This window comes from Sphingobium sp. GW456-12-10-14-TSB1 (genome assembly GCF_059424385.1).
Map to the genome: position 1 here is coordinate 1914180 of NZ_JBWKZI010000001.1, position 17952 is coordinate 1932131.

14 protein-coding genes are annotated in these 17952 nt (G+C 62.5%); 6 read left to right on the forward strand and 8 right to left on the reverse strand.

Annotated elements, in window-relative coordinates; genetic code table 11:
* Window positions 1–43: 43 nt before the first annotated feature.
* Window positions 44–778 carry a phosphatidylserine decarboxylase gene (locus AC07X9_RS09335; RefSeq protein ID WP_017182789.1) on the reverse strand — a complete coding sequence of 245 codons (735 nt, stop codon included), beginning with the start codon at window positions 776–778 and terminating at the stop codon, window positions 44–46.
* A 168-nt stretch (window positions 779–946) separates the two neighbouring features.
* Between AC07X9_RS09335 and AC07X9_RS09340 the strand changes: the two genes are divergently transcribed.
* The 4 genes from AC07X9_RS09340 (at window position 947) to AC07X9_RS09355 (ending at window position 5655) form a co-directional block, all read left to right on the forward strand.
* Window positions 947–2167, forward strand: coding sequence for an NADP-dependent isocitrate dehydrogenase (locus AC07X9_RS09340; protein WP_017182788.1), 1221 nt, complete (start codon window positions 947–949; stop codon window positions 2165–2167).
* A 134-nt stretch (window positions 2168–2301) separates the two neighbouring features.
* Window positions 2302–3915, forward strand: a complete 1614-nt coding sequence (locus AC07X9_RS09345; RefSeq protein ID WP_017182787.1) for a bifunctional GNAT family N-acetyltransferase/carbon-nitrogen hydrolase family protein — start codon at window positions 2302–2304, stop codon at window positions 3913–3915.
* A 133-nt stretch (window positions 3916–4048) separates the two neighbouring features.
* On the forward strand, window positions 4049–4372 hold the full coding sequence (locus AC07X9_RS09350; RefSeq protein WP_140159585.1) for a hypothetical protein: 324 nt from the start codon (window positions 4049–4051) through the stop codon (window positions 4370–4372).
* 59 nt (window positions 4373–4431) lie between these two features.
* A complete protein-coding gene (locus AC07X9_RS09355; RefSeq protein ID WP_026002694.1) occupies window positions 4432–5655 on the forward strand; it encodes an IS256 family transposase in 1224 nt (407 codons plus the stop codon).
* A 407-nt stretch (window positions 5656–6062) separates the two neighbouring features.
* Here the strand turns inward: AC07X9_RS09355 and glmS are convergent, their stop codons facing one another.
* The 3 genes from glmS to glmU form a co-directional block, all read right to left on the reverse strand.
* On the reverse strand, window positions 6063–7886 hold the full coding sequence (glmS, locus tag AC07X9_RS09360) for a glutamine--fructose-6-phosphate transaminase (isomerizing) (protein ID WP_017182786.1): 1824 nt from the start codon (window positions 7884–7886) through the stop codon (window positions 6063–6065).
* Window positions 7887–8015: 129 nt separating this feature from the next.
* Window positions 8016–8885, reverse strand: a complete 870-nt coding sequence (locus tag AC07X9_RS09365; RefSeq protein WP_017182785.1) for a metallophosphoesterase — start codon at window positions 8883–8885, stop codon at window positions 8016–8018.
* An 85-nt stretch (window positions 8886–8970) separates the two neighbouring features.
* Window positions 8971–10263, reverse strand: coding sequence for a bifunctional UDP-N-acetylglucosamine diphosphorylase/glucosamine-1-phosphate N-acetyltransferase GlmU (gene glmU, locus AC07X9_RS09370; RefSeq protein WP_026002323.1), 1293 nt, complete (start codon window positions 10261–10263; stop codon window positions 8971–8973).
* A gap of 160 nt (window positions 10264–10423) precedes the next feature.
* On the opposite strand from glmU, the gene gph reads away from it, so the two are divergent.
* Window positions 10424–11092, forward strand: a complete 669-nt coding sequence (gene gph, locus AC07X9_RS09375) for a phosphoglycolate phosphatase (RefSeq protein WP_017182783.1) — start codon at window positions 10424–10426, stop codon at window positions 11090–11092.
* Complete coding sequence (locus tag AC07X9_RS09380) at window positions 11089–11850, forward strand: enoyl-CoA hydratase/isomerase family protein (protein WP_017182782.1); 762 nt, start codon at window positions 11089–11091, stop codon at window positions 11848–11850. The genes gph and AC07X9_RS09380 overlap by 4 nt, the downstream gene beginning before the upstream one ends.
* A 226-nt stretch (window positions 11851–12076) precedes the next feature.
* Here AC07X9_RS09380 and lpdA read toward each other — a convergent pair whose 3' ends face one another.
* The 4 genes from lpdA to AC07X9_RS09400 form a co-directional block, all read right to left on the reverse strand.
* Window positions 12077–13477: a dihydrolipoyl dehydrogenase gene (lpdA, locus tag AC07X9_RS09385; RefSeq protein WP_017182658.1), complete on the reverse strand. Its 1401-nt coding sequence runs from the start codon at window positions 13475–13477 to the stop codon at window positions 12077–12079.
* 50 nt (window positions 13478–13527) lie between these two features.
* On the reverse strand, window positions 13528–13791 hold the full coding sequence (locus tag AC07X9_RS09390; RefSeq protein WP_017182657.1) for a GIY-YIG nuclease family protein: 264 nt from the start codon (window positions 13789–13791) through the stop codon (window positions 13528–13530).
* A 78-nt stretch (window positions 13792–13869) separates the two neighbouring features.
* Window positions 13870–15120, reverse strand: a complete 1251-nt coding sequence (gene odhB / locus AC07X9_RS09395) for a 2-oxoglutarate dehydrogenase complex dihydrolipoyllysine-residue succinyltransferase (RefSeq protein ID WP_017182656.1) — start codon at window positions 15118–15120, stop codon at window positions 13870–13872.
* Between the two features lie 8 nt (window positions 15121–15128).
* The gene (locus AC07X9_RS09400) at window positions 15129–17924 is read right to left on the reverse strand and encodes a 2-oxoglutarate dehydrogenase E1 component (protein ID WP_026002304.1); all 2796 of its coding nucleotides are present in this window, start codon (window positions 17922–17924) and stop codon (window positions 15129–15131) included.
* Between the last annotated feature and the right edge of the window lie 28 nt (window positions 17925–17952).

Below are 17952 nucleotides of genomic sequence, written 5' to 3' on the forward strand. Positions count from 1 at the left end.
GTGATTCCCCGGCGCAACCCCCGTGGCACGGCGCGGCGCTGCCTCACTGTTGGATGCCCGCAATGACGCGGCGGTCGCCGACCTGACCCAATATGGTCTCGCCCGCCACCGTTCGTTGCCCCAATATCACGCGCGGCGCCGTCCCGGCGGGCAGGTAGACATCCACCCGGCTGCCAAAGCGGATCAGGCCGATGCGCTGCCCCGCCGCCACCATGTCGCCGGGTTTGACGAACGGCACGATCCGCCGCGCGACCAGACCCGCAATCTGAGTGAAGCCGATCCGCAGCCCGTCGTGCCGCTCGACCAATATATGCTGGCGTTCATTATCCTCGCTCGCCTTGTCCAGGTCAGCGTTCAGGAACTTGCCCGAAATATAGACCACCGACTTGATCGTCCCGCCGATCGGCGTGCGATTGATATGGACGTCGAACACGCTCATGAAGATGGACACGCGGATCAACGGCTGATCGCCAAGACCCGCCGCCCCGGCCATCTCGCGCGGCGGCGGCACTTTCTGGATCAGCGTCACCAGACCATCGGCGGGCGCAATGATCGCGCCTTCATCCTGCGGCACCGCCCGCACCGGATCGCGGAAGAAGGCCAGCACCCACATCGTCACGATCAGCATCAGCCAGCCGACCACTTCCCAACCCATCAGAAAGAAAACGCCCGTGATAGCCGCAGCGATCAGGCCGAATTTCACGCCTTCCGGATGAACCTGGGGGAAGCGCCATTTTACATTGCCGCCGGCGGCAATCGTGATCTCGTTATTTTCCATAGCCACCGTCTTTAGGGAGAGACCCTCGCCCTGACAACGACCGATGCCGCGCTATGTATCCTTGCCTGCCCGGAACGCCAGAATCCCCGCCAGAACGGTTGAACATTGGCCGCGCTTTGCCTAGGGCGTTTTGCAAATCCACCCAGAATGAAGAAGGCGAACAGGCGCATGGCGAAGATCAAGGTGAAAAACCCGGTCGTGGAAATTGACGGCGACGAAATGACCAGGATCATCTGGCAATGGATTCGCGAACGCCTGATCCTCCCCTATCTCGACATCGACCTGAAATATTACGACCTGAGCGTCGAAAAGCGCGACGAGACCAATGATCAGATTACGGTCGATGCCGCCAATGCCATCAAGGAATATGGCGTCGGCGTGAAGTGCGCCACCATCACCCCTGACGAACAGCGGGTCGAGGAATTCAACCTCAAGCAGATGTGGAAGTCGCCCAACGGCACCATCCGCAACATCCTGGGCGGCGTCGTGTTCCGCGAACCCATCGTCATCAAGAATGTCCCCCGCCTCGTTCCCGGCTGGACCGACCCGATCGTCATCGGCCGTCACGCCTTTGGCGACCAGTATAAGGCGACCGACTTCCTGGTCCCCAGCGCCGGCAAGCTGACCATGGTGTGGGACGGCGACAATGGCGAAAAGATCGAAAAGGAAGTGTTCAACTTCCCGGCCGCCGGCGTTGCCATGGGCATGTATAATCTCGACCAGTCGATCATCGACTTTGCCAAGGCGAGCATGAACTACGCGCTCGACCGCAAATGGCCGCTCTACCTGTCGACCAAGAACACCATCCTGAAGGCCTATGACGGCCGCTTCAAGGATCTGTTCCAGCAGGTGTTCGACGAAGAATTTGCCGATCGGTTCAAGGCGGCGGGCATCGTGTACGAACATCGCCTGATCGACGACATGGTCGCCTCCGCGCTCAAGTGGAGCGGCAAGTTCGTCTGGGCCTGCAAAAATTATGACGGCGACGTCCAGTCGGACACGGTTGCGCAGGGCTTCGGCTCGCTCGGCCTGATGACCTCCGTGCTCCTCTCGCCCGATGGCAAGACGGTCGAGGCCGAAGCCGCCCACGGCACCGTCACCCGCCACTATCGCCAGCACCAGCAGGGCAAGGCGACCTCGACCAACCCGATCGCCTCGATCTTCGCCTGGACCCAGGGACTTGCTTTCCGCGGCAAGTTCGACGGCACGCCCGACGTCACCAAATTCGCCGAAACGCTGGAGCGCGTCTGCGTCAAGACTGTCGAGGATGGCGCGATGACCAAGGATCTGGCGCTGCTGATCGGCCCGGAACAGGCATGGATGACCACGGAACAGTTTTTCGAAACGATCCGCGTCAATCTGGAAGCCGAAATGGCGACATGGAACTGATAGCTGCTTGAGGCTTTCAATTCGCAAACGGAACGAGGCGGCGCCGTGCAACGGAGCCGCCTTTTTCACGACTGGCCAACCGACCGGAAGGAAACCTCTCTCCGTTCGGGACTGACCTTACAGGAGACGCGCAGATGACAACGACAGCCCGCAAACGCCTGGAAGTCCGCACCGCCGTGCCGTCCGACGTGCGCGCCATCCTGCGGCTGATAGCCCGCGTCTATCCGGGCCTGCCCAATTATTCCCCCGCGACAGTCCGGGGCCAGATCAACAATTTCCCCGATGGCTGTTTCGTCGCGCTCTACGACAATAAGGTCGTGGGCTATTGCGCGACCATGCGGGTCAGCAAGTCGATGGCCTTCTCCCCCCATGACTGGGACGAAATCACCGCCAACGGCTTTGGCACCCGCCACAGCGCGGCGGGCGAATGGCTCTATGGCTACGAAATGGCGGTTGATCCCAAGCTGCGCGGCCTGCGCATTGGCCAGCGCATCTATGACGAGCGCAAGGAACTGGTTGAACAACTCGACCTGCACGGCATCGTCATCGCCGGTCGCATGCCCGGCTATCTGCGCACCAAGCGCAAGGTGGACGGACCGAAAGATTATCTCGACAAGGTCGTGCAGGGCAAGATCCGCGACCAGGTGGTCAGCTTCCAGCTTAAAAACGGCTTCGAACCGCTCGGCGTCCTCGAAAATTACCTGCCGGAGGACAAGCAGTCGGACGGCCATGCTGCGCATCTGGTGTGGCGCAATCCCTATGTCGACCCGGACGAAGCGCCCGAAATGCGCGTCCCGCGCGGCGTCGAAAGCGTCCGCCTCGCCACTTGCCAGCTACAGGCGCGCGCCGTGCAGGATTTTGACGAGTTTATCCGCAACATCGAATATTTCGTCGATGTCGCCGCCGATTACCGCTCGGACTTCATCGTCTTTCCCGAACTCTTCACCCTGCCCCTCCTGTCGTTCGAGACGAAAAAGCTCAACCCGATGGAAGCGATCGACAAACTCACCAACTATACGCCCCGCCTGACCAAGGAATTGGGCCGCATGGCGCTGGAATATAATATCAACATCATCGGCGGTTCCCACCCGACCCGCGCCGATGATGGCGACATCCAGAATATCGCCTATGTCGCGCTCCGCGACGGATCGCTTCACACCCAGGAAAAAATCCACCCGACCCCCAACGAAGCCTTCTGGTGGAATATCAAGGGCGGTGACGCGCTGGACGTGATCCAGACCGACTGCGGGCCGATCGGCGTCCTCATCTGCTACGACAGCGAATTTCCCGAACTCGCCCGCCGCCTGGTGGATCAGGGCGCGCGCATCATCTTCGTCCCCTTTTGCACCGATTCCCGCGCCGGCTATATGCGCGTGCGCTATTGCGCGCAGGCCCGTGCGATCGAAAATCAATGCTATGTCGTCATGTCGGGCAATGTCGGCAACCTGCCCAATGTCGACAATATGGACATCCAATATGCCCAGAGCGCCATCCTGACTCCCTGCGACCTGCCCTTCGCGCGGGACGGGATTGCGGCGGAATCATCCGAAAATGTCGAAACCCTGACCATGGCCGACGTCAACCTGGCTGACCTCAGCTGGGCCCGCGCCGAAGGCACCGTCCGCAACCTGCGCGACCGGCGCTTCGATCTCTATCATATCGAATGGGACAACAACCCCGACCACGCCCACGCCCAAAGCGGCGGGCCGGTCCCAGCGGGCGGCCATAATTCGCCTGGGGGTGGGTGAGAAGGCACTATAAGGGTGGGTGGCGGCCTGTCGGCTTTCGGAGCATAAAGGAGGCGATTGGGCACGAGGAACCAACTCGATAATGTTCTGGGAATCAAACCCATGGAGGTCGGGCTTTTTGCGATCTCATTCCATGAAGAAGGGGTTTCGCGAACGCGCAAGCTGGCCGCTTGCTTGGCGGCGCGCGGGCTTAAACGACTGGCCCGCGGTATCTGCACTCGGAGACGACCACGATTGGGCGCGAAAGATGGGAATGGAGTTCGTTGCCGAATTCAGCAATGAAGTTTTGTTTTTGATTGATCGGGATTGGTTCGGCTGGCCTGATCCGCCCCGATGGGGACTGGCATCGTTTGATCCGGCCAATGGAAAGTGGAACCTGTGGGGCAACTTTTCAGATTTGCCTTCTGCGTGGACTGTTCCTGCCGCCCTAGATGGACCGGAACGAAACCCTACTTAGTCGGGACTGTCAGGAATTTCGTGTGCGGCGAGGCATAATGGGCAACAAGGAGACCCAATATGTCACGACGGAAAGAACCCTCAATACCGAACGCCATTCTCGATCAGTTGCTGGCCGGCACTGACGCGGCAGCGGCACTCAGCCAAGGCGGCCTGCTCGATTCTTTGAAGAAGGCCTTTGCCGAACGCGCCCTCAACGCGGAGATGGATCACCATCTTGGCCAGGAGGAGCAAGGGAACAACAGCCGGAACGGCTATGGCCGCAAGACGGTGACGACCGACGGTGGACGGATCGAGATCGAGGTTCCGCGTGATCGAGCGGGCAGCTTCGATCCTCAACTGATCGCCAAGTATCAGCGTCGCTTTCCCGGCTTCGATGACAAGATCATCTCGATGTATGCGCGCGGCATGAGCACCCGTGAGATCACCGGGCATCTGCGCGAACTATACGGCATAGAGGCCTCGCCCGACCTGATCAGCACGATCACCGACGCTGTGCTGGAGGAGGTTGCGGCCTGGCAGCAGCGGCCTCTGGACCCAGCCTATCCGTTGGTTTTCTTCGATGCGATCCGGGTCAAGATCCGCGACGAGGGGATGGTCCGCAATAAGGCGATCCATATTGCCCTGGGCGTCATGGCCGACGGCACCAAGGTGGTCCTTGGGCTATGGCTGGAGCAGAATGAAGGCGCCAAATTCTGGCTGCGCGTCATGAACGAACTGCGCAATCGCGGCGTCGAGGATATCATGCTGGCCGTCGTCGATGGCCTCAAGGGCTTTCCCGATGCCATCACCGCCGTCTTCCCCGAAGCGATGGTCCAGACCTGCATCGTCCATCTCCTGAGGAACTCGATGGATTTCGTGGCATGGAAGGATCGCAAGGCGCTCGGAACAGCCCTGAAGGCCATCTATCGTGCCGTCGATGCCGCAGCCGCCGAGGAGGCGCTGACCGCCTTCGAAGCCAGCTTCTGGGGCCAGCGCTATCCCGCTATCGGCCAGAGCTGGCGCCGGGCATGGCCTGAGGTCATCCCATTTTTCGCCTTCCCCGACGAGGTCAGGCGGATCGTCTATACGACCAATTCAATCGAGGCCCTCAATTCCAAGCTCCGCCGCGCTGTCCGGGCGCGGGGCCATTTCCCCAACGATGAGGCGGCGACAAAGCTGCTCTATCTGATCTTGAACCGATCGGAGAAAGAGTGGAAAATGCCACCGCGTGAGTGGAACATGGCGAAGGCGCAATTTGCCGTGCTCTTCGGCGAACGTTTCATCAGGGCCATGACGGCCTGATGGTCAACCGCCTCGCCGCACACGAAATTCCTGACAGTCCCTACTTAGTCCGGCTCTGGGCCAGATTTATTTGCAATTGATTGACCGGCTTTTGGTCGTTCCCGGTCATCCTCCCCTGTAAGGGGAGGTGGATGGCCGTAGGCCAGACGGAGGGGTGCCCCCCTCGCGATAGGGTGAGACCCCTCCACCACTTCGTGGTCCCCCTCCCCTTGCAGGGGAGGAATTTGCGGGCGCTTCTGGGCAATTTCCACCCCCGCAACCCCGTTCGCCCTGAGCCTGTCGAAGGGCCGCACTTTCTCCGTGCATTCTTACCCACTGCAAGAAAGAACAGGGCTTCGACAAGCTCAGCCCGAACGCTAGTGGGTGGCACTCCCGATCGTAAACTGACCCGGACCCGCATCCCCCGCTCACTCCACCGTAACACTCTTCGCCAGATTCCGGGGCTGATCCACATCCGTCCCCTTGGCCACCGCGACATGATAGGCGAGCAATTGCACCGGCACCGCATAGACCAGCGGCGCGATCAGCGGGTGGACGTTGGGCATCTCGATCGTCGCCATGCAGCCCTCGCCTGCCAGTGCGATCCCTTCCGCGTCCGAAATCAGCACCACCTTGCCGCCGCGCGCCTGCACTTCCTGCATATTGCTCACGGTTTTCTCGAACAGCGGGCCTGACGGCGCGATCACGATCACCGGCACCGCTTCGTCGATCAGGGCGATCGGGCCATGCTTCATCTCGCCCGCCGCATAGCCCTCGGCATGGATATAGCTGATTTCCTTGAGCTTGAGCGCCCCTTCCAGCGCCATCGGATAATCCGGCCCGCGCCCCAGATACAGCACGTCACGCGCCGGGGCGATCAGGTGCGCCATCGCCTCTATGTCGCCATCATGGCCCAGCGCCTCGTTCATTGCGGCAGGGGCTTCGGACAGGTGCCAGACGATCTCGGCTTCTTCTGCCGGGGTCAGCAGCCCCTTGGCCCGCGCCAGATTGGCGGCCAGCGCAGCCAGCACCGCCAGCTGGCAGGTAAAGGCCTTTGTCGACGCCACGCCGATTTCCGGCCCGGCATGGGTCGGCAGCAACAGGTCAGCCTCGCGCGCCATCGAACTGGTCGGGACGTTCACCACCACAGCGATGATCTGGTCCGCCGCCCTGGCGTGGCGCAGCGCCGCCAGCGTATCGGCCGTCTCGCCCGACTGGCTGATGAACAGCGCCAGGCCGCCGGGTTCCAGCACCGGGTCGCGATAGCGGAACTCGCTCGCGACATCGATGTCGACAGGCACGCGGGCAAATTTCTCGAACCAATATTTGGCGACCATCCCGGCATAGAAGCTGGTGCCGCAGGCGACGATGGTGATGCGCTTCACCGCCCCCAGATCGAAATCCATGTCCGGCATGGCGACCTCATTCTCCATCCGGCGCAGATAGGCGCGCAGCGTCTGGGCGACGACGACCGGCTGCTCGTAAATCTCCTTCTGCATGAAGTGGCGATGATTGCCCTTGTCGATCATCGCCCCCGACACGCCGGAGACCGTCACGGCCCGCTCGACCGGCACATCATCCTTGTCGAAAATCTCGGCGCCATTTTTCGTGATGACGACCCAGTCGCCCTCTTCCAGATAGGCGATCTTCTGCGTCAGCGGCGCCAGCGCCAAGGCATCCGACCCCAGATAGGTCTCACCATCGCCATAGCCGACCACCAGAGGCGATCCCAGCCGCGCGCCGATCAGCATGTCGGGATGGCTGCGGAACAATATCGCCAACGCGAACGCCCCGTGCAGGCGCGGCAGCACCTGGGCCACGGCTTCCTTGGGCGACGCTCCCTGCTCCACCAGTTCGCTCACCAGATGGGCGACCACCTCGGTATCGGTCTGGCTGTCGAAGATGCGGCCCCGCGCCATCAGTTCCGCGCGCAGCGGCTTGAAATTCTCGATAATGCCATTGTGGACCAGCGCCACTTCGCGCGTCGCATGGGGGTGTGCGTTGCTGGTCGTCGGCGCGCCGTGCGTGGCCCATCGTGTATGCGCGATGCCGGTCGTGCCGGGCAGCGGCTCGTCGCGTAACTCGGTCACCAGATTGGCGAGCTTCCCCTCCGCCCGTCGCCGCTCGATCGCTCCGTCATGAATGGTGGCGACCCCCGCGCTGTCATAACCGCGATATTCCAGCCGCTTTAGCCCATCGACCAGCCGCTCCGCCACGTCGCTGTTGCTGATGATGCCAATGATGCCGCACATGAGCCGGGGGAGCCTTTCAGAGTTGATAAGGGACGCGGATGCCCGGCGTCTGTGCCGGATAATCGTTAGTATTGCGTGTCACGGCAATGGCCACTCCCGTCAAGGTGGGGGGCGTTCAGTTTAATATGTTCAGTTCGGTGTCGGCTTTATCGTGATCAGCCAGATGTCGGGCGGGGCGAGCAACCGGAACGGCAATCCGCTGGTGCCGATCCCGGCCGCGACGATCATCGTCTTGGCCCCGTCGCGATACAGGCCGCAGCCATAGCGCGTCCCATATTTCGACGGCACATAGACGATCCCGGCAAAGGGCAAAGCCACCTGCCCGCAATGGGTGTGCCCCACCAGTGTCAACGACGGCGTGTTCGGCAGAGCGGGAAACACATCCGGCCCGTGCGACAGGATCAGCCGCGCGCCACCCATTCGCGCCATCGCTGTCATCGTATCGGGCAGGTCGGGCTTTCGCGTATAAATATCCTTCAGCCCGCCGATCACCAGCGGCCCGCGCCGCACCACGCCATCCTGCAACAGGGTGATGCCGATCCGCGAGAAAGCCACCACCCAGTCCCGACTGCTCAACGCAACGCGGTTCAATGCGCTGCGGCTGTCATGATTGCCCAGCACCGCCACCACGCCCAGCGGCGCGCGCAGCCCGGCGAGTGGCGCGATGCTTGCCCGCGCGTCATAGGTCGCCCCGCCTTTGTCATCGCCAATATAGTCACCGCCCAGCAGGATAAGATCCGGGCGCAGCGCGTTGATCTGCGCCACGATCCGCGCCATCCGCGCCGGGCTGTTGTCCGGCCCGGACATATGCGTATCGGTCAGCAGCGCGACGGTAACAGGATCGCGCGCCGCGTCGGCCGGGAAGGGCAGCGCAATCTCGGCCAGCCGAACCTGTGGCATGGCGCTGGCGTTCCGGATCAGCCAGCCAGCCCCTGCCAGAATCAGGATCAGCGTACAGACCAGTCCCGCCAACCGGGGATGCCGCTGGACCAGCTTCATCCCACAACGTGCTCCCGCGCAGGCGGGAGCCCAGTCCCACGCTCCGATCTAGGCTCCCGCCTGCGCGGGAGCACGCAGCCTTTTCTCACTTCGCCGCCTTCTTTGCCATCATCCGCGCACGAAACCGCTTGGCCCAGCCCGGCTTTGCCTCCTGCGCGGGTCGGACCAGACACAGCGCGTCGGCCTCCACATTCCGCGTCACCACGCTTCCCGCCGCCACGATCGCGCCATCGCCGATCGTCACCGGCGCGACCAGCGCGCTGTTCGACCCGACAAAGGCGCCCGCGCCGATCTCGGTCTTATATTTGAAGAACCCATCATAGTTGCAGGTGATCGTCCCCGCGCCGATATTGGCCCCCGCACCCACGCTGGCATCGCCAATATAGGACAGGTGATTGACCTTGGCTCCTTCGCCCAGCACGGCCTTCTTGATCTCGACGAAATTGCCGACCTTGGCCTTGACGCCGATCTGCGCACCGGGCCGCAGCCGTGCATAGGGTCCGACAACCGCGCCGCTTTCAATGCTGGCCCCTTCCAGATGGGAAAAAGCGTGGATGACCACCCCGTCCGCCACCCGCACGCCCGGCCCGAACACGACGTTCGGTTCCACCACCACGTCGCGGCCCAATATCGTGTCATGGGCGAAGAACACTGTCTCCGGCGCCACCAGCGTCGCTCCTTCGCGCATCGCCTCTACCCGGCGGCGCGCCTGCCACATCGCCTCCACGCCCGCCAGTTCGACCCGGCTGTTGACGCCCGCCACTTCCCACGCGTCCGTCTCGATCACCGCACTGGGCGCACCGGGCAGCATGATGATGTCGGGCAGATAATATTCGCCAGCGGCATTATCGTTACCGATCTGGTCCAGCAGGACGAAGAGATCGGTCGATCGCACCGCCATCAGCCCGCTATTGCACAAAGTGACTGCCCGTTCGGCCTCACTGGCGTCCTTATATTCCACCATCTTCCCGATGATACCCTGCCCATCGGCAATGATCCGGCCATAGGCGGCAGCGTCGTCCGGTCGGAACCCCAGCACGACCGCGCGCGGATCGTCCCCCCGGTTCAACCGATCGAGCATCGCCCGCATCGTCGCTCCGCTCACGAGCGGTACGTCGCCATAGAGGATCAACACATCGCCCGCGAATCCGGCCAGCGCATCATGCGCCTGTGCAACGGCATGGCCGGTGCCCAGCTGCTGGTCCTGCACCGCAATCACCGCGCCGGTGCCCGCCACCGCTGCCTCGACCTGCTCCCGACCAGCGCCGACCACCACGACCTGCCGCTCCGGCTCCAGCGCCGCGACGCTCGCCAGCAGGTGCAGCAGCATCGGGCGTCCCGCAACCGGGTGCAACACCTTGTGCAACGACGATTTCATGCGTGTGCCCTGCCCGGCGGCCAGGATGATGACGGCCAATGGGCGGGCGACTGGACGGCTGGCGGTCACGATATCTCTGTCCCTCGAAAATGGGTCTGTGGCCTTCGGCTCTGCCATGTTTGGCTTGCCTTTGCCACCGCGCTCGCGGCATGGCGCGGCCATGGCAAACATAAATTTCGATATTGTTGGTTTCGACCTGGACGGCACGTTGATCGACACGAGCGGCGACCTTGCCGCCGCCGTCAACCACGCCATCGCGACGATCGACCGACCGCCTTTCCCGGTGGAGGCCATCCGCCCCTTTGTCGGCAAGGGCGCGAAGGTCATGCTCGAACGCGCGCTCGACGCTTCGGGCGGCTATGACGACGCGACGCTCGCCCGGCTGCTGCCCGTCCTGCTCGACTATTATCAGGATAATCTCAGCGCCCGTTCCGTCCCCTATCCCGGCCTGATCGCCGCGATGGACGCGCTGGCCGCGGCAGGCGTCAAGCTGGCCATCTGCACCAACAAGGCAGAGCGCTTCACCATCCCGTTGATCGATCAGCTTGGCCTGACGCCGCGTTTCGCCAGCATCGTGGGCGGCGACACGGTGGGCGTCGCCAAGCCCGATCCCGCCCCCATCCGCGCCATGATCGAGCGCGCGGGTGGTGGCCGGACAATCTTCATCGGCGACACGATCAACGACATAGCGGGCGCGCGCAATGCGGGCATCCCCAGCGTCGCGGTCAGCTTCGGTTTCCTCGACGGCCCGGTCGAGGATCTGGCGGCCGACGCCGTCATCGACCATTTCGACGATCTCGTTCCCCTCCTGCAAAGCTGGCCCACATGAGCTTGCGGCTGGAGCGGGACGGGACCATCGCCCGCCTGCTGATTGACCGCCCGGCGCGTCGTAACGCCATGACGCAGGCGATGTGGGAAGAGCTGCCCGTGCTGGTGGCGCAGGCGATGGCCGACGACGCCGTCCGCGTCCTGATCCTCGGCTCCGCCACGCCCGGCATTTTCTGCGCCGGGGCGGACATCGGCGAATTTGCCCGGCACAGCATCGACGAAGCCTGGCGCATAGCCAATCAGGCCGCCATCCGCGCCAGCCAATATGCGCTCGCCCATGCGCCAAAGCCGGTGATCGCGGCCATTGACGGCGATTGTGTTGGCGGCGGTTGTGGCCTCGCCATCGCCTGCGACCTGCGCATCGCCGCCCCTACCGCCCGGCTGGGCATCACGCCCGCGAAACTCGGCATCGTCTATTCGCTGTTCGACACCAAATTGCTGGTCGATCTGGTGGGACCGGCGCGTGCCAGACGCATCCTTTTCACCGGCGCGCTGCACGGCGCGAACGATGCCCTCGCCATCGGCCTGATCGACGAGATCGCCGTCGATCCCTTGGCCGCCGCAACGGCTTTGGCCCGCACCATCGCCGCCAATGCGCAGCACAGCGTGCGCGCGTCCAAGGCGATTATCCGTCGCATATTGGACGGTCAGGCCGATGATGACGAGGTGACGCTGGCGATGTTCCGCGACGCCTTCACCCTGCCCGATTTTGCCGAGGGCGTGGCTGCGTTTCAGGCGAAGAAGCGACCTGATTTCTGACCACGGCCGTCAAACATAAAATCCTCCCCTGCTAGGGGAGGTGGATGGCCGTAGGCCAGACGGAGGGGTGTCGCCCTCTCGATAGCATGACACCCCTCCACCGGCTTCGCCGGTCCCCCTCCCCTTAAAGGGGAGGATTTGGGTAGCGAGTTTGCAATGGGCATAATCACCAACAAAAAAGGCCCCCGAAACCGGAGGCCCTTCTTTGTCCTGATCTGCTGTGCAATCACATATGGATCGGCTTGCCGGTCACCGCCATCGCCGCTTCCTTGATCGCCTCGCTATGCGTCGGATGGGCGTGGCAGGTATAGGCGATATCCTCGCTCGATGCGCCAAATTCCATCGCCTGCACGACCTGCGCGATCATGGTGCCTGCCGGTACGGCGATGATCCACACGCCGAGCACCTTATCGGTCTCAGCGTCGGCAATGACCTTCACGAAGCCGTCCGGTTCATGATTGGTCTTGGCGCGGCTGTTGGCCATCATCGGGAATTTGCCGACCTTGATCGGGCCCTTTTCCTTGGCCTGTTCCTCGGTCAAGCCGACGCCTGCAATTTCAGGCTTGGTGTACACGACACCGGGGATCAGGTCATGGTTCACGATGCCGGTCAGGCCCGCGATATTCTCGGCAACGGCAATGCCCTCATCCTCGGCCTTGTGGGCCAGCATGGGGCCGGGGATCACGTCGCCGATCGCCCAGACGCCGGGCACCTTGGTGGCGAATTCATGATCGGTTTCGATCTGGCCGCGCTTGTTCAGTTCCAGCCCGATCTTGTCGAGGCCCAGTCCATCCGTATTGGGGCGACGGCCGATCGACACCAGAACCACATCCGCCTCGATCGTTTCGGCCGCGCCGCCCGCAGCAGGCTCGACGGTCAGGGTCACGCCCTTCTTGCCCGCCTTCGCGCCGGTCACCTTGGTGCCGAGCCGATATTCGAAGCCCTGCTTCTTGAAGATCTTGTTGGCTTCCTTGCGGATTTCGCCGTCCATGCCGGGCAGGATCTGGTCCAGATATTCCACGACCGTGACCTTGGACCCCAGCCGACGCCACACGCTGCCCAGTTCCAGGCCGATGACGCCGCCGCCGACAACGACCAGATGCCCCGGCACCTTGTCCAGTTCCAGCGCACCGGTCGAATCGACGATCTGGCCGCCGGCATTGTCCACCTCGACACCCGGCAGCGGCATGACCGACGATCCGGTGGCGATAACGATATTCTTCGCCGTCACCGTTTCGCCGCCCACTGTAACCGTGTTTGCGCCGGTGAAGCTCGCCAGCCCCTTGAGCCAGGTCACCTTGTTCTTCTTGAACAGAAATTCGATGCCGCCGGTCAGACCCTTGACCGCGTCGACCCGCTGCCCCTGCATGGTCGACAGGTCGAGGCTCATCTTGTCGATCTTGACGCCCAGCTTGGCGAGCGTGCCGTTGGCCGCTTCGTCATAGAGTTCCGACGCATGAAGCAATGCCTTGGACGGGATGCAGCCCACATTAAGGCAGGTGCCGCCCAGCGTCTCACGGCTTTCCGCGCACGCGACCTTCAGGCCCAGCTGCGCCGCCCGGATCGCGGCCACATAGCCGCCTGGGCCAGCGCCGATCACCAGAACGTCATAATCATACTCGGCCATCGTTCTTCTTCCTCATAGTGTTCCTGCGAACGCAGGAACCCAGGGCGTCGTCAGAACAGCGTCTCGAACAAATCCCGCCACTGCGGATTTTCCCGTTCGATCAACTCGATCTTCCAGGCGCGCTTCCATTTCTTCATCTGCAGTTCGCGAAGCCTCGCTTCCTGCAACTCATCATATGCCTCAAACCACACCAACATGGTGCAGCCATGTCGCTTCGTAAAGCCTTCAACCAAAGCGTTTCGATGCTGATATGCCCGGCCAGCCAAATCGCTTGTAACACCCAGATAGAGGGTGCCATTGCGTCGGCTGGCCATCAGATAGACATATCCCGCTTTCGTTGCATTTCTCCGCCCTGGGCTCCTGCGTTCGCAGGAGCACGTGGGAAATAAGCCTTACAGGTCGATCAGCAGACGGGTCGGATCTTCAATCGCATTCTTTACCGCGACCAGGAAGGTCACCGCCTCGCGACCGTCGATCAGACGATGGTCATAGGACAGCGCCAGATACATCATCGGACGCACCACGACCTGACCATCGCGCACCACTGGACGATCCTCGATGCGGTGGAGGCCAAGCACTGCCGACTGGGGCGGGTTGATGATCGGGGTGGACATCAGGCTGCCGAACACGCCGCCATTGGAGATGGTGAAGGTGCCGCCCTTCATATCTTCCATAGTCAGCTTGCCTTCCTTCGCCTTGCGGCCAAAGTCGCCAATCGTCTTTTCGATCGTCGCCACGCTCATGCTTTCGGCGTTGCGGATGACCGGAACGACCAGACCGGTCGGCGCCGACACCGCGACCGAAATGTCGCAGAAATCGTTATAGACGATCTCGTCGCCCTCGATCTGCGCGTTGACGCCCGGAATGTCCTTCAGCGCCATGCAGACGGCCTTGGTGAAGAAGCCCATGAAGCCCAGACGGACGCCATGCTTCTTTTCGAACAGGTCCTTATACTTGGCCCGCGCCTCGATCACCGCACTCATGTCGACATCGTTGAAAGTGGTCAGCAGCGCGGCATTATTCTGCGCTTCCTTCAGGCGCTTGGCGACGGTCTGGCGCAGGCGGGTCATCTTGACCCGTTCCTGCGCGCGACCGGGACCGGACGCCGGTGCCGCAGCCGCAGGGGCCGAATCCGCCGCCGTCGCGGCCGCCGCCTTCGCCGTGCCAGCCGCTACAGCCGCCGTCACATCATCCTTGGTCAGGCGGCCATCCTTGCCGGTGCCCTTGATCTTGCTGGGGTCCAGCCCATGCTCCAGCACCAGACGGCGCACGGCGGGCGACAGGGTCAGATTGCCGCCCTCCTCATCGTCCGATGCAGCAGGTGCAGGGGCCGAAGCGGCCGGTGCAGGCGCGGCGGCCTCCGCCTTGGCGGCGGGCGCAGCGGCAGGCGCGGCAGCAGCAGCCGCGCCTTCATTGATCAGCGCCAGCAATGCGCCGACATTCACCGTCTCGCCTTCCTTGGCGATGATGTCGCCCAGAGTGCCTGCGACCGGCGCGGGCACGTCGACCGCGACCTTGTCGGTTTCCAGGCTGACGATAGGCTCATCGAGCGCGACGGCTTCACCGGGCTTTTTGAGCCACTGGCCCACGGTTGCTTCGGTAACGGATTCGCCCAGAGTAGGGACTTTGACTTCGGTGGCCATGAGCTTGTTCAGCCTTTCTTCTGGCGACGGATTTCTTCACGAACGCTGTGACCCAGCGCATCGGCGACGAGGGCGCCCTGTTCGGCGACATGGCGCTTGGCGAGGCCCGTGGCGGGCGACGCCGATGCCTTGCGACCGGCATAGCGGGCGCGCATCGGCGCCTTGCCGGCACTCGCCAGCGCTTCCTCGATATAAGGCTCCACATGGAACCATGCACCATTGTTGCGCGGTTCTTCCTGGCACCAGATCACTTCCGTCAGATTGGTCATCCGCTTGATACGGATGGCCAGCGCATCGGTCGGGAAGGGATAGAGCTGTTCGATACGCACGATCTGGGTATTCTTGTCACCCGCCGCATCGCGCGCCTCAATCAGGTCATAGGCGACCTTGCCCGAACACAGGACCAGACGCTCCGTTTCCGCGTCCGGCGCCGGGTTGGTATCCGAAAGGATGCGCATGAAGTGCGTATCGCCCTGGAAGTCCTGCGCCTGACTTACCGCCAGCTTGTGCCGCAGCAGCGACTTGGGCGTCATGATGATCAACGGCTTGCGGAACGGGCGCAACATCTGGCGACGCAGGACATGGAAATAATTGGCTGGCGTCGTGATGTTGGCGACCTGGATATTGCCTTCCGCACACAGTTGCAGGAAGCGCTCCAGACGCGCCGAACTATGTTCCGGCCCCTGCCCTTCATAGCCATGCGGCAACAGGCAGACGAGCCCGTTGGAGCGCAGCCATTTGGTTTCCGACGATGCGATATACTGGTCGAAGATGATCTGCGCGCCATTGGCGAAGTCGCCAAACTGCGCTTCCCACAGCACCAGGCTCTTGGGGTCGGCCAGCGCATAGCCATATTCAAAGCCCAGCACGCCATATTCGGACAAGGGGCTATCCAGCACCTCGAACCGGCCATGGGGCACGGTCGACAGCGGGATATATTTCTTCTCGGTATTCTGGTCGACCCAGACCGAGTGGCGCTGGCTGAACGTGCCACGACCGGAATCCTGTCCCGACAATCGCACGCCATAGCCTTCCGACAGGAGCGAGCCGAAGGCCAGCGCCTCGCCCGTCGCCCAGTCGAAATTCGCGCCTGACTTGAACATCTCCGCCTTGGCATCCAGCACGCGCTGAAGCGTCTTGTGGACGGTGTGGCCCTGCGGCACGGTGGTCAGCGTCTTGCCCAGGCTGTCGAACAGCTTGGGGCTGATCGCCGATTCAACGCTCTGGCGCGCGGTTTCAGCATCGGCTGGCTTGTGCAGTCCCGACCAGCGACCCGCAAACCAGTCGGCCTTGTTGGCCTTATAGCTTTTGGACGCCTCGAACTCGTCTTCCAGATGGTTGACGAAGTCGCCCGTCGTCTTGGTGACATAATCATCGTCGACCACGCCCTGCGCCTTCAGGCGAGTGGCGTAGACTTCACTGACCGGCGGATGCTGGCGGATCTTCGCATACATCAGCGGCTGGGTGAACGAGGGTTCGTCGCCTTCATTATGGCCGAAGCGGCGATAGCACCACATGTCGATCACGATGTCGCGATGGAAGGTCTGGCGATATTCGACCGCCAGCTTGCAGGCGAAAGTCACCGCTTCGGGATCGTCGCCATTCACATGCAGGATCGGCGCCTGCACACCCTTCGCCACGTCGGACGGATAGGGCGAGCCGCGCGAAAATTGCGGGCTGGTGGTGAAACCGACCTGATTGTTGACGATGAAATGGATGCAGCCGCCGGTATTGTAACCCGCAACCCCGGAAAAGCCGAGACATTCCCAGACGATACCCTGACCCGCAAAGGCCGCGTCGCCATGGATGAGCACCGGCAAAACCTGCTCATGCTTGGCCAGATCGTCGCGGAACGTCTGCTGCGCACGCACCTTGCCGAGCACCACCGGATCGACGGTTTCCAGGTGCGAGGGGTTGGGGACCAGCGACATGTGGACCTTGACCCCGTCAAATTCGCGGTCGGTCGATGTGCCCAGATGATATTTGACGTCGCCCGAACCACCGACATCTTCCGGGTTCGCGGTGCCACCGGAAAATTCGTGGAAGATAACGCGAAAGCCCTTGGCCATCACATTGGCCAGCACGTTCAGGCGGCCACGATGGGCCATTCCATAGACGATTTCACGGATGCCCGACTGGCCGCCATATTTGATGACCGCTTCGAGCGCGGGAATCATCGATTCGCCGCCGTCCAGACCAAAGCGCTTGGTCCCGACATATTTGCGGCCCAGGAACTTTTCATATTGTTCGCCCTGGATGACCTTGGCCAGGATCGCCTTCTTGCCCTCTGGCGTGAAGATGATTTCCTTGTCCTTGCCTTCCATCCGCTCCTGAAGGAAACGGCGTTCCTCCACATCGGCGATGTGCATATATTCCAGGCCGACATTGCCGCAATAATTGGCGCGCAGGATCGCGACGATTTCGGTCACGGTCGCAAATTGCAGGCCCAGCGTGCCGCCCAGGAATATCTTTTTCGCCGGATCGGTCAGGCCATGATATTCCGGCGTCAGATCGGCCGGCAAGTCGCGCTGGGTCAGCCCAAGCGGATCGAGATTGGCGGCGAGATGACCGCGCACGCGATAGGTGCGGATCAACATCTGCGCGCGAATGGCGTCCTCTGCCGCCTGCGCTATGTCGGCGTCCGACACAGACTTGCCCGCAGACTTGGCGGCGGCCTTTACGGCCACCTGCATCTGGGTCGGGTCCATCGCCCCAGTCAGGTCGTCCGTATCCGCCAGCGGCCAGTTGGGTCGCGCCCAGCTTGGACCTTGCTCGACTTCAAAATCCTGGTTTTCGTAACCCATCATCATATCCCATCCGTGCCGCGTGCAG